Raw genomic sequence first — 12,390 nt, 5'->3', positions numbered from 1 at the left:
GGCGGCGAGCGCGTCACGGAAGTCGGCGCAACGCGCGTCGATCCGCCGGTCCAGCCGGGGCAGCGAAGTCTCAACGACGGCTGGCAGGGCGTCAGTTGGCGGCGAGCCGGTAGCTGATCCGGCCGAAGCCGATCTGGTCGCCCTCACGTACGACGGCCGCGCCGACCACCCGACGGCCGTTCACCGTCGTGCCGTTGGTGGAGCCGAGGTCCCGGAGCACCCACAGGCCGCCCTGGTGGCGGAGTTCGGCGTGCACCCGGGAGACCGTCTCGTGCGTCAGCCGCAGCCCGTTGGCGGGGTCGCGCCCTATCCGCAGCGGATGGCCGTGCGCCGGGTGCGGCAGCAGCAGCTTCGGCAGCTTCTCGGCCTGCCAGGCCCGGCGCAGCCGGACGGTGAACCCGGACACGGCCTCGACCGAGCCGAACACCGCGCGCGCGAGGCGGTTCTCGCGCGGGAGGTCGGCGGTGAGCGCGGCGAGTTCGTCGGCGCGCCGCGCGGTGAGCGCCAGTTCCATGCGCCGGATGAACGTGTCGTGGGACAGACGGCCCTTGGCGACGCCGTCCCGCAGCACGCTCAGCGCCTTGTCCCGCTCCGCGTCGGACAACCGCGCGGGGTACGTGGAGAACTCGAAGGACGACGTCACGCTGTCGATTGTCGGTCAGTCACGGCCGGGCTGTCCAGGAACCGCGGAAACGGACGCCCTCCGCACCCACACCTCGAACGACACCCGCCGCAAAACGGCGGATCCCCCGGCGAATTGATCTCTCATGCCGCACGATGGAGGCGCTACATCACGGTGAGCAGACGAAGGGGAACCGTCCGTGCAGTTCGAGGTGTGGGCACCACAGGCCGGCCGAGTGACGCTCCGGTGCGACGGCGTCACGCGCGCGTTGGAGCGCGATCCGGAGCGGGAGGGGTGGTGGCGGGGGGAGGCCGAGGCGCACGACGGCTCCCGGTACGGCTTCGCGCTGGACGACGGACCGGTGCTGCCGGACCCGCGCTCGCGCCGCCAGCCCGACGGACCGGACGGACTCAGCGCCGTCGTCGACCACGACGGCTTCACCTGGCGGACCGGGTGGACCGGGCGTCCGCTGCCCGGCGCGGTGCTGTACGAACTGCACGTCGGCACCTACACCCGTGAGGGCACCTTCGACGCCGCCGCCGAGCGGCTCGGCCACCTCGCCGACCTCGGCGTGACGCACGTCGAGTTGATGCCGGTGTGCCCGTTCCCGGGACGGCACGGCTGGGGGTACGAGGGCGTCTCGCTGTGGGCGGTGCACGAGCCGTACGGCGGGCCCGAGGGGCTGAAACGGTTCGTCGAGCGGGCGCACGCGCTGGGGCTCGGCGTGGTCCTGGACGTGGTGCACAACCACCTGGGACCGTCCGGGAATTACCTGCCCCAGTTCGGGCCGTACTTCACCGACACGCACCACACGCCGTGGGGCGCGGCGGTCAACCTGGACGCGCCCGGCTCGGACGAGGTGCGCGCGTATCTCGTGGACAGCGCGCTGGCCTGGTTGCGGGACTACCGGATCGACGGGCTGCGCCTGGACGCGGTGCACGCGCTGGTGGACACCCGCGCGCGCCACTTCCTGGAGGAGCTGTCGCAGGCCGTGGACACCCTGGCCGGGGACACCGGCCGGCCGCTGTTCCTGATCGCCGAGTCGGACCTCAACGACCCGCGGGTGATCACCCCGCGCGAGAACGGCGGCTTCGGGCTGCACGCGCAGTGGAACGACGACTTCCATCACGCCCTGCACACCGCGCTGACGGGTGAGGCGCAGGGCTACTACGCGGACTTCGCGCGGGCCCCGCTCGCGGCCGTGGCCAAGACGCTCACCGGAGGCTTCTTCCACGACGGCACGTACTCCAGCTTCCGGGGCCGGCACCACGGGCGGCCGCTGGACCGCACCCGGGTGGCCGCGCACCGGCTGCTGGGCTACAGCCAGACGCACGACCAGATCGGCAACCGTGCCCAGGGCGACCGTCTCGCCGCGCTGGTCTCCCCCGGGCTGCTGGCCTGCGCGGCGGCGCTGACGCTGACCGCGCCGTTCACGCCGATGCTGTTCATGGGCGAGGAGTGGGCGGCGGGCACGCCGTGGCAGTTCTTCACCGACCACACCGACCCGGCGCTGGCGAAGGCGGTGAGCGAGGGCCGGCGCCGGGAGTTCGCGGCGCACGGGTGGGCGGAGCAGGACGTGCCCGACCCGCAGGACCCCGCCACCCGGGACCGCTCCTGCCTGGACTGGTCGGAACCGGAACGTGAGCCGCACGCACGGGTGCTGGACTGGTACCGGCGGCTGCTGGAGCTGCGCCGCGAGCAGCCGGACCTCACCGACCCCGACCTGGCCGACACCAAGGTGGCGTACGACGAGGAGCAGCGCTGGCTCGCCTTCCGGCGCGGTGACGTCCGGGTCGCCGTGAACCTCGGCGACCGGCCGGCCGACATCCCGCTGGGCATCCGCGGCGCCCGCGTCCTGGCCGCCTGGGAGCCGGTCGGCCCCCCGGGTCCGAACGGCGTCCTGCGCCTCCCGTCGGAGTCGGCGGTGGTACTCCTCCAGGAGTGAGGCGGGCACCCCGGAGTACGGGGCCGCCCCCAGGGTCTCCGGGCCGGTGCGGCCCGGCACGCCGTTAGGGGACTCACGCGTGTCCCGGGACCCGTGGACCAGCTCGTGGTCCGGAGCCTCGGCCGCGGGGCCCGAGCACGCCGTACGCGGCGCCACCGGCCTTGCGGCTGACCGCAGGCGCCCGAGCACGCCGTACGCGGCGCCACCGGCCTTGCGGCTGACCGCAGGGAGTGCCGCGCCGCGTGACGACCCCTGCCCCCGGGTGGCCGTCACCGGTCCCGGGTTCGAGTCGAGGTGACCGGCCACGAGCAGGCGCTCGGGCCCCGCCGGCGGAGACCGGATTCGCGCCGCGTGGCCCGACGGCCCCCGAGTCCGAAGGCGGGTCACGGCGCTCGGCCCCGGACAGAGCGGTCGGCCGCGGGACGGGTAGGGTGGTTCGGACTCGGTGGTCGGGCACGGTCACATCGCGCGACACCGACGCCTGGTCTGAAGGCCGGTCACCGGGCGCGGGTGCGGGGGGCCGCGTCGGGCCGGGCGGGGCCGGTTACGGGGCCGCGTCGCTGTCTCTCAGGTCCGTGACGCGTTCCAGCATGATGGGTTCCCAGGCGCGGCGCAGGCGGGTGCGAAGCAGGGGCAGGGACGCCTTGGCGTCGTGGGACAGTGCCTCCGCGAGCTGGACGACGCAGTCGCAGCGGGCCAGCCACAGGCCGCGCAGGCAGGGCCGGGCGCCGTATCCCGCGAGGGTGGCGGCGCGGACGGCGGCCGGGGCCCCGAGCGCGCGGGCCAGTCCCGCGATGTCCTCGGCCGGGTCGCCGATCACCGCCGCGTCCCAGCCGAGAACGCCGCGCACCCGGCCGTCCGCGCCGACCACGAGGTTCCCGCCGGTGAGGGCGTGGTGGACGAGGACCGCCGAGCTGGGCTGGGCGGCGAGCTGGACCGTCGCGGCCGGGGTGAACTGGCGCAGTCGCCCGGCGTCGAACTCGTCGGCCTCGGCGAGCCGTTCGGCGGCCTCCGCGGCGGCCCGGCGCAGCTCCTCCAGGGACCGCGGCGGCACCCGGGGCACGCCCAGCGCCTCGGCCTGCCGGGCCGGCACCTGGTGCAGCCCGGTGAGCAGTCCCGCCAGGTCGGTCTCACCGACGGCGGACACCGTGTTCTCCTCCGCCGTCCCGCCGGGCAGCCGGGTGTCCAGGGTGCACAGCAGACCGGGGGCCCACTCGGTCTGCGCCACCCCGACGGGCAACGCCACCGGGACGTGCGGGCGGACCAGTTCACGCAGCCGCAGCTCGCGGCGGCGGCGGGTACTCGTCGCACGGTCCGGGGCGAGGCGCAGCACGTGCCGGGTGCCGACCCACCACGTGGTGGGCCCGGCCTCCTCGGCGACGGGCCGGAGGTCCGGCTCGGCGGAGGTCGCGTCGCCGGTCTGCCCGGCGTCCTTGAGCAGGGTTCGGGCCAGTCTGCGGACGGTGTCCGCGGTGGGTGTCGGTGCCTGGGTCATGGTCGCGCCATTGCCGTTCGGAGAGGCAGGGTGGGACGGGAGGGGCCGCTCAGTCCACTATGACCATCTCCCGCGTGGTGTCGTTCAGCCGCCGCCCGCCGTCCTCGGTGACCGTCACGATGTCCTCGATGCGCACTCCGAACCGGCCCGGCAGGTAGACGCCGGGTTCGACGGAGAAGCACATGCCGGGGACGAGCGGCTGCTCCTCGCCCTCGATCATGTACGGGGGTTCGTGGGTGGTGACGCCGATGCCGTGCCCGGTGCGGTGGATGAAGTACTCGCCGTACCCGGCGTCGGCGATGACCGCGCGGGCCGCCCGGTCGACGTCCTGGCAGGCCGCCCCGGGCCGCACCGCGCGGAAGCCCGCCTCCTGCGCCGCGCGCACCACGTCGTGCACCCGGCGCTCCTCCTCGGTGGGTTCGCCGACGTGCACCGTGCGGGAGGTGTCGGAGCCGTAGCCGTCCTTCAGCCCGCCGAAGTCGAGGACGACCATGTCGCCGCGCCCGATGCGGCGGTTACCGGCCTCGTGGTGCGGGTTGGCGCCGTTCGGTCCGGAGGCGACGATGGTGAAGTCGACCTGGGAGTGGCCGAAGCGGCGCAGCAGAGCGGCGAGGTCGGCGGCCACCTCGGACTCGAGGCGGCCGGCGAAGGCGACGTTCCTGATCTCCTCGAACGTGGCGTCGGCGGCGGCACCGGCCGCGGCGAGCCGGTCCAGTTCCGCCGGGTCCTTCACGGCGCGGAGCATCGGCAGCGCCTCGGTGAGGGAGACGTACGCGGTGCGGGGCAGCACCTGCTGAAGCCCCAGCAGGTGCAGGGCCCAGGCGTTGTCGCTGACGCCGAACCGTCCCTCGGCGTCCAGCAGCGCGGCGGTGGCGGCGTAGGGGTCCTTGCCGTCGGTCCAGTCGCGCAGGGCGAGGGCGGAGGCGCCGGCGGCGCGTTCGGCGTCGGGTGCCTCCAACGTCGGCACGACGAGCACGGGTTCCCGCCCGGCGGCCAGGACCAGCAGGGTGAGCCGTTCGGTGACGGCGGGGGGCGTGTACCCGGTGAGCCACACCATGTCCGGGCCCGGCGCGACCAGCAGTCCGGCGAGTCCCGCGTCGGCGGCCTGCCGCGCCGCCCGTTCCATGCGGGCCTTGTAGTCGTCAGCGGTGAAGGACGCGGGCGCGGTGCCGGTCATCCGGGGTGCCTCCCAGGGCGGACGTCGGGGCTACGGGCAGCATCCTGCCCGCCGGACGGGTGCGGCGGGCAGCCGGTTCGCGGTGTTCGCCCCGTCGATCCACGCCCGGTCGACGGCACCCCGTTGCCTCACCCCTCGGTCTAATGCTTGGATCATGACCAACCATTAACGGTTCGGCCGAGGAGGCGTACGACCGTGCTCGTACTCGCACACATCAGCGACCTGCACCTGGACGGCAGCGCACGGGCGACGGAGCGGGCCCGCAGGGTGCGCGACAACCTGTGGGGGCTGCCGGTCCCGCCGGACGCGCTGCTGGTGACCGGCGACATCGCGGACCACGGCACCGAGCCCGAGTACGAGGAGGCCGCCGCCCTGCTCGGCCTGCGCGACGGGGACGCACCGTTCCCCGTGCTGACCTGTCCGGGCAACCACGACAGCCGGGGGCCGTACCGCGAGGCGCTGCTGGGCCTGCCGTCGGCCGACGGGCCGGTCAACGAGGTGCGGGTGCTGGACGGCGCCGCCGTGCTGATGTGCGACTCGAGCATTCCGGGCGAGGACGAGGGCGCCCTGGACGAGGCGACCCTCACCTGGATCGAGACCACCCTGGACGGGCTCGACGCGGGGCTTGGTGCGCTGCTCGCCTTCCACCACCCGCCGGTGCCGCTGCACCACCCTCTGCCGGACGCGTATCCGCTGCGCGAACCGGAGCGGCTGGCCGGGCTGCTGGCGCGCCACCCCGAGGTCGTGGCGCTGATCACCGGTCACGCCCACACCCCGGCCGCCACCACGTTCGCCGGCCGGCCGGTGCTGGTGGGGCCGGGCGTCACCTGGACGCTGCGGCTGCCCTGGGAGGGCGAGCAGCCGGCCGACCGGGACGCCCCGGTCGGGCTCGCCTTCCATGTGCTGGACGACGAGGGGCGGCTGACCAGCCACTTCCGGGTGGTCACGTGAGGAGGCCGGGGACGGCCGTCAGCTGCCGGTAGCCGCCGCCCGGGTGGCGCACGGTCAGTGTCACCTCGTCGCCGGGGCGGGCCCGGGCCACGGCACGGGCCAGGTCGGCGGCCGAGTCGACCCGGGTGGACCCGAAGGCCAGCAGCAGGTCGCCCTGTTCCAGACCGGCGGCGGAGCCGGGCCCGGGGACGTGCACGCCGACCACCAGGGCGCCCGGCCCGCTGCCGTCGGCCACCTCCACGCCGAGCCGGGCGGCGACGGGCGCGGCAGGTGCCTGCCGTGGTGCCGGTGCGGAGGGAGCGGGCGCCCCGGCGGCCGGGGACAGGCCCGCCTGCCGCGTCAGCCCGGCGAGTCCGCCCCCGCCGGCCAGGGTGACCCCGAGCACGCCCAGGCCGACGCCGGACAACAGCAGCACCAGGCCCGCCGCCGTGCCCAGCAGCGCGGGCAGCAGCCGCCTCGGCCGCTTCGGGGTGTCGTCCCCGGGAAGGGCCCGCCCGGGAGGGTGCTGCGGCCCGACCCGGTCCCCCGGCATCGGCCGGGGCCGCAGTACAGGTTGTTCCATGGTGTCGCCTCCGCCGGACGTGCCGGCCGTCAGGGGGACCGCCCGAGGTCGGGGCCGGCCGTCAGACGAGAACGGGGGGTGCCGGTGAGCGGTGGGCCACGAACCCGTGCACCCGGCCGGAGAGGTACTCGTCCTTGTACCGGTCGACGTTGCGGTGCCAGTTGAGGATGCCCGCCATCCAGTTCTGGAGGTCGGTCACATAACCGCGCATGACCGTCCGCGCCTCCTCCGACAGCTGGAAGTCGTCGTAGACCACGGGCAGTTCATGCTCCACGACGTGCTCGAACTGGCGCATGCGCTGGTTCATCAGGTCCGCGACCACGGACAGCGCGGTCGGGTAGTCGATGCCGAAGAAGTTCTGCACGACGAGGACCGCGTTGTGCATCTCGCCCTCGAACTCGATCTCCTTCTGGTACGAGAAGACGTCGTTGAGCAGGCAGGCGTAGTCGATGGCCGCGTTCTCCAGGGAGCGGACCGGTCCGGTGCGGTAGACCTCGGGCGGGACCGCCGGTCCGTGTCCGGCGCGGCACAGCCCCAGAGTGAGGTCGGAGCCGAAGGTGGCGCGGCGCATCTCCAGGTAGTCGACCGGGTCCGGGACGCGGTTCTGGATCTGGTTGGACAGCTCCCACACCCATGACTCGGTCATCGTGTCGACGGCCGCCCTCAGGGGCCGCCGCTGCTCGGGGGTCATGCCGGCCGTGGTGCGGGCCCACAGGTCGGTCAGGGACCGCTCCATGGCGTTGGCGGGGGGCGGGACCTCCTCGCCGTCCAGCGGCATGCAGGCCGACAGGCGGGCGGTGGTCAGCCGGGCGGCGGCCAGGTCCCGGCGGTGGCCGTAGACCAGCGGGTAGTAGTCGTCGCCGTAGGTGCCGAAGGCCAGCCAGCCGGAGGCGAGGTCGAGCTGCTCCTGGGTGGCGTCCGGGTCCAGGCCCGCCGCGCACAGGGGCAGGTCGCAGCTGGCGAGCTTGTCCTCGTCCCAGACGCCCTCGCCGAGGATGCCCATGCGGTGCGACCACTCCAGCAGGTGCCGCCGTGATCCGTCGAGGGCGGGGCTGAGGGTCAGCGGGAACGGCATCCGGATGTCCGGGATGACCGACGGCCCGACCTTCTGGTACGGCACGTGCCGGTACGGGCGCAGCCGCTCGGCGCCGGCCCTGGCCAGCAGCGCGCCGACGTCGGCGGCGGACGTGCCGGGGCCGGTGAGGGACTGCCAGGAGGCGCCGTGCCGGGCGTTCTCGTTCATGTAGCGGCTGGAGCGCTTGTGCCATTCGTGGCCGCCGGACTGCCAGTCCTGCAGGCCCTTCGCGTACGCGGCGACGGCCGCGGTCTCGGGCGGGGTGAGCCCGTTCTCCAGGGCGACGGCGGGGACCTCGGTGAAGGCCGTGTGCTCGAACTGGTGCAGCCGCGAGGTGAGGACGTCGTTGACCAGGTCGGCGGCCTCCTGGGTGGTGCAGCCGAAGAAGGTCTCCAGGACGAGGACGCCGTTGCTCAGCTCGCCCTCGTCCTCGACCTCCCGCTGGTAGGAGAACAGGTCGTTGCGCAGGTGCACGGCGTCGGAGAACGTCTCCATGAGCACCCGCAGCGGGCGGGTACCGGCGACGGCGGCCGGTACCTCGGCGGTGGCGTACTCCACGAGTCCGGCCGACCAGGGGGCGCCGCCCACCTTGCGGCGCATCTCGATGTACTCGACGGGGTTGGCGATCCGCCCCTCGTTGATGTTGGACAGCTCCCACAGGGACTCGTTGAGGAGGTGCTCGGTGGCGACGGCGAAACGGCGGCGCCAGTCCGCGGACATGGCCGGCACGGTGCGCGCCCACAGGTCGGCCAGGCCCGCCTCGACGGGGTTCTCCGGCGCCGGGACGGGAGTCCCGGGCTCCAGGGGCATGAACAGCGGCAGCCGGTCCAGATGGGCCTTGCCGCCGACGCGGTCCTGGGTGCGCTTGTACTTCTCCAGGAAGTGGTCGTCGAAGAAGAACACCCACACGTACCAGTCGGTGATCAGGGACAGCGCGGGGCCGTCGCAGTCGGGGTGCGTGTAGGCGCAGAGCAGGCCGTAGTCGTGCGCGTCGAGATCGGCCTGCTCCCAGACCCCGCTGCCTTCCAGCATGCCCATCTCGCGCGCCCAGGCCGTGGAGTGGGCCCGGGCCTGGTCCACGTGCGGATTGAGGCGCGCGGGGTGCGGCATGTAGAAGTGCGGGAGTTCGAAGGGCTGCGTCATGGCCGGGGGCTACCCGCGCCGCTCCGGCCGCATCCGCCGGCCGTCTCGTGATCACACCTTCGCGTGAACCGTGCCCGGAAACGGGAGTTGAGGGCTCAGGTCCGTACCTGGACCAGCGCGTGGGTGCCACCGGTGCGCCAGCGCTGCCCCTCCTCCGCGACCAGCGCCGCCTCCGTCCCGGGTTCCAGTCCGGTGATCACGTCGGACTTCAGGGTGCGCAGAGCGGCGACCGGTCCCGGGAAGTAGGCGGTGACGCCGGCGAACGAGGTGGTCGGGGGCCAGTACCGGTCGCCCACCAGGCGGCGGTAGTTGAGGTCGCCCTTGAGGACGGTGACGGTCGCGGCGGCGAAGTCGGCGCGCAGGTCGTCCGGCATGTCGGAGTACGGCAGGGGAGCGCAGGAGAAGGGGTGGGCGCGCAGGACGAGCCGGCCGTCGGTGAGGGCGGCGCGCAGGCCCTGTCCGTACACCCTGGCGGCCCCCTTGGCGCCGGTGAGCCGGTGCACGGCGTCGAGGACGTCGGCCGTGGTGGCGTCGGAGACGTAGTACGGGTGCGGCTTGACGTGCAGCACCGCGCGGGCGACGCGGCCGTGGGCCAGCAGGTGGGCGATCAGCAGCAGGTCCGGGACGAGTTCGCGGCCCGCGTTGTCGGCGACCAGGCACAGGGTGCCGGCGGGGGAGCCGTCGAGCAGCGCCCACAGGAGCTCGCTGTCGTCGGCCACCAACGCGGGGACGGCGGTGGTCTCCTCGGCGCCCTCGGCGGACAGGCGGAAGCCGAGGTCGGCGCGGTTGCCCCAGAGGGAGCCGTGCAGCAGGGCGCGGGCCCGCTCGTCCTCGGGGCGGCCCTCCAGGTCGTCGAGCGCGGCCAGTTCCTCGTCCGTGGCGGGCGCGTCGAGCTCGGCGAGCTTGGCGGGGCGGAAGGGGTCGATGCCCTGCCAGGGGCCGGGCGCGAAGTAGCCCACCGCGTGCAGCAGCTGACGGTAGAACCAGCTCTCTGACCACAGCCAGGGCACGTCGTACCAGGAGCGGCCGGCGTGGGCGTCCATGCCCCAGGCGGCCCAGCGGTCGCGGTCGTGGGCGTCGGCGGGCAGGGGGGTGATGGTGCCCTCGGTGCAGTTCGCCAGCAGGGCGTCGAGCGCGCGTCGCTGACCGGGCCCGTACGGGAGGGCCTCGGCGATCTGCCGGAGGATCGCGGGATGCCGCTCGGCCAGCACGCCGTGCGGGAAGGTGCCGGGCTCGTCGGCGACGATCACGGGGGCGGCGGGGATCTCGGACATGGGGCTCACCGTAACCCGGGGGCGCACGGCGCGCCGGGCGTCACAGGGGTGCGATCTCCCGTTCCAGCCGTGCGGCCAGGGAGAGGTAACGGGCGCGGCGGGTCACGGGGACCAGGGCGCGGACCAGGAGTTGCCACATCTCGGCCGTGCGGCGGGGCTGGCGGGTGACGTCCTCCCGGGTCCGGCCGACCACCCGGGTGCCGACGAAGAAGCAGACGAGGGAGTGGGCGACGACGTCGATGTCGACGTCCGGCTGGACGTCGGACTCCTCGACGGCACCCTCCAGCCGGGCCGTGACGATGTCGAGCCATTCGGTGAAGGGATGGCTGAGCGGCGGGCGTGGCCGGGTGCCGCCGGTGGCCAGGCGCAGTCCGGCCCGCAGCACGGGGTCCTCGGCGGACATCCTGGCCACGCAGAAGGTCAGGCGCATCAGCGCCTCCAGGGAGGTACGGCCGCGGGTCGCGGTGTCCCGGGCCAGCCGGCGGCAGGTCGCGGACTGGAGCTCGAGGACGGCGTGGGCGAGGTCCTCCTTGGCGGCGAAGTGGAAGTACAACGCCCCTTTGGTGACCCGGGCGTGCTCGACGACGTCGCTGAGACTGGTCGACTCGTAGCCCTGCCGGTCGAACAGGTCGGCGGCGGCCGTGATGATCGTCGCGCGCGTCTTCTCGGCGCGTACCTGCCTTGCCATCGACTGCGCTCCTGTGGCCGGAAAGCAACGGTCCATGCCGTTTGTTTTAACGCCCTGTACACGATAACTCACTGTGCGCGGGCAATCATCACCCCGTCTGACGGGAGCAGTTGAACAAGAGGAGCAAAAGCGGCGTACGTCGCGGAGTGAAACAGCGCGCCGGGTCCGCGCACGCCGTGCCGGGCCTTTCGGACCGGAGCCCCGCCGACCCGCACCGCCGCTGCTCACGGTTCATCACAATGCGGCAGCGGCGCCTCACTTCGCGTGGCTGTTCACTTGACGACCAGTGGTTCCACGCGGTTGGCTCCGGCCAGCGAGAGTCACCCGGTCGGCCGCACCCCGCGGTGGTCCGGATCCGTCCGTGCTCTCCCCTGCACTTGCTCTGCCGCACAGCGAGGTCCGCGCTCCTCATGAACACTCGTCCCCCCTCCCGCCGCATCCCGAGACGCCGTACGGCGGTCGTGGCGGTCACCATCGGCCTGCTGACGGCCGGCTGTTCCGCCTCCGGGGCGGACGAGGGGCCCTCGGAGGCGGCGGGCGGCACCGGGGGGATGCGGGTCGCCCTGGTCACCCACGGCAGCGAGGGTGACGTCTTCTGGGACCGGGTACGCAAGGGCGCCGAGGCGGCGGCCGCCCGGGACGGCATCGAGCTGACCTACCTCAGCGACCCGGACGGGGCGGGCCAGGCGGACCTGGTGCGCCAGGCGGTCCGGGACGGCGTCGACGGCATCGCGCTGACCCTGGCCAAGCCGCAGGCGATGAAGGGCCCGGTCAACGAGGCGCGGGCCGCCGACATCCCCGTGGTCGGACTCAACTCGGGCCTCGACTCGTGGGAGAAGGCCGGACTGCTGGCCTTCTTCGGCCAGGACGAGAGCCTGGCGGGCCGGGCCGTCGGCGAGAAGCTGAACGACCTGAAGGCCAAGCACACCCTGTGCGTCGTCCACGAGCGCGGCAACGTCGGCCTGGAGGCCCGCTGCGCCGGGGTGAAGAAGACGTTCCGCGGCACGACCGAGAACCTCTACGTGGACGGCACGGACGAGCGGGCCGTCTCCGGCATCGTCACGGCCCGGCTGCGCCAGGACCCGACCATCGACCAGGTCGTCACCAACGGGGCCGACTTCGCGCTCACCGCGGTCGAGGCGGCGGCGGAGGCGGAGAGCGACGCCGCCGTCGCCACGTTCGACCTCAACGAGGACCTGGTGGACGCCGTGCGCGGCGGCACCGTGCGGTTCGCCGTCGACCAGCAGCCCTACCTGCAGGGCTACCTCGCCGTGGACGCGCTGCACCTGTACCGGACCAACGGCAACGTCAGCGGCGGCGGGGTCGCGCCCGTCCTGACCGGGCCGGCGTTCGTCACCAAGACGGAGGCGGACTCGGTCGCCCGGTTCGCCGCCGCCGGAACCCGCTGACGGGCCTCCCGTGCGTACCGTCCCCACCACCCGACCGCTCTAGGACCAC

The 12,390-nt window shown here is 73.9% G+C and carries 10 protein-coding genes; 3 read left to right on the top strand and 7 right to left on the bottom strand.

Annotation, left to right across the window (positions count from 1 at the left end):
- Positions 1-91: 91 nt before the first annotated feature.
- A complete protein-coding gene (locus F3L20_RS12640) occupies positions 92-643 on the bottom strand; it encodes a DUF1707 and FHA domain-containing protein (RefSeq protein WP_150154445.1) in 552 nt (183 codons plus the stop codon).
- A gap of 178 nt (positions 644-821) precedes the next feature.
- Between F3L20_RS12640 and treZ the strand changes: the two genes are divergently transcribed.
- Positions 822-2,567, top strand: a complete 1,746-nt coding sequence (gene treZ, locus F3L20_RS12635) for a malto-oligosyltrehalose trehalohydrolase (RefSeq protein ID WP_150154442.1) — start codon at positions 822-824, stop codon at positions 2,565-2,567.
- A gap of 544 nt (positions 2,568-3,111) precedes the next feature.
- Here treZ and F3L20_RS12630 read toward each other — a convergent pair.
- Positions 3,112-4,062, bottom strand: coding sequence for an aminoglycoside phosphotransferase family protein (locus F3L20_RS12630; protein ID WP_150154440.1), 951 nt, complete (start codon positions 4,060-4,062; stop codon positions 3,112-3,114).
- Between the two features lie 49 nt (positions 4,063-4,111).
- A complete protein-coding gene (locus F3L20_RS12625; protein ID WP_150154438.1) occupies positions 4,112-5,239 on the bottom strand; it encodes a M24 family metallopeptidase in 1,128 nt (375 codons plus the stop codon).
- 195 nt (positions 5,240-5,434) lie between these two features.
- On the opposite strand from F3L20_RS12625, the gene F3L20_RS12620 reads away from it, so the two are divergent.
- Entirely contained in the window at positions 5,435-6,190 is a 756-nt protein-coding gene (locus F3L20_RS12620) for a metallophosphoesterase (protein ID WP_167534516.1), read from the top strand.
- Here F3L20_RS12620 and F3L20_RS12615 read toward each other — a convergent pair.
- From F3L20_RS12615 to F3L20_RS12600, 4 genes are all read right to left on the bottom strand, one after another.
- A complete protein-coding gene (locus F3L20_RS12615; protein WP_150154434.1) occupies positions 6,183-6,752 on the bottom strand; it encodes a PDZ domain-containing protein in 570 nt (189 codons plus the stop codon). The genes F3L20_RS12620 and F3L20_RS12615 overlap by 8 nt on opposite strands.
- Before the next feature lie 61 nt (positions 6,753-6,813).
- Positions 6,814-8,970, bottom strand: coding sequence for a germacradienol/geosmin synthase Cyc2 (gene cyc2 / locus F3L20_RS12610; RefSeq protein ID WP_150154433.1), 2,157 nt, complete (start codon positions 8,968-8,970; stop codon positions 6,814-6,816).
- Positions 8,971-9,065: 95 nt separating this feature from the next.
- Positions 9,066-10,244 (bottom strand): damage-control phosphatase ARMT1 family protein, encoded by a 1,179-nt coding sequence (locus F3L20_RS12605; protein WP_150154431.1) that lies wholly within the window; start codon positions 10,242-10,244, stop codon positions 9,066-9,068.
- 40 nt (positions 10,245-10,284) lie between these two features.
- Complete coding sequence (locus F3L20_RS12600) at positions 10,285-10,932, bottom strand: ScbR family autoregulator-binding transcription factor (RefSeq protein WP_150154429.1); 648 nt, start codon at positions 10,930-10,932, stop codon at positions 10,285-10,287.
- Positions 10,933-11,342: 410 nt separating this feature from the next.
- Between F3L20_RS12600 and F3L20_RS12595 the strand changes: the two genes are divergently transcribed.
- Positions 11,343-12,341: a substrate-binding domain-containing protein gene (locus F3L20_RS12595; protein ID WP_150154427.1), complete on the top strand. Its 999-nt coding sequence runs from the start codon at positions 11,343-11,345 to the stop codon at positions 12,339-12,341.
- Positions 12,342-12,390 lie beyond the last annotated feature (49 nt).

The sequence above is a fragment of the Streptomyces tendae genome (genome assembly GCF_008632955.1).
Classification (GTDB): domain Bacteria; phylum Actinomycetota; class Actinomycetes; order Streptomycetales; family Streptomycetaceae; genus Streptomyces.
Note: the sequence above shows the minus strand (reverse complement) of the source record. Positions and strands in the feature narration are given on the sequence as shown.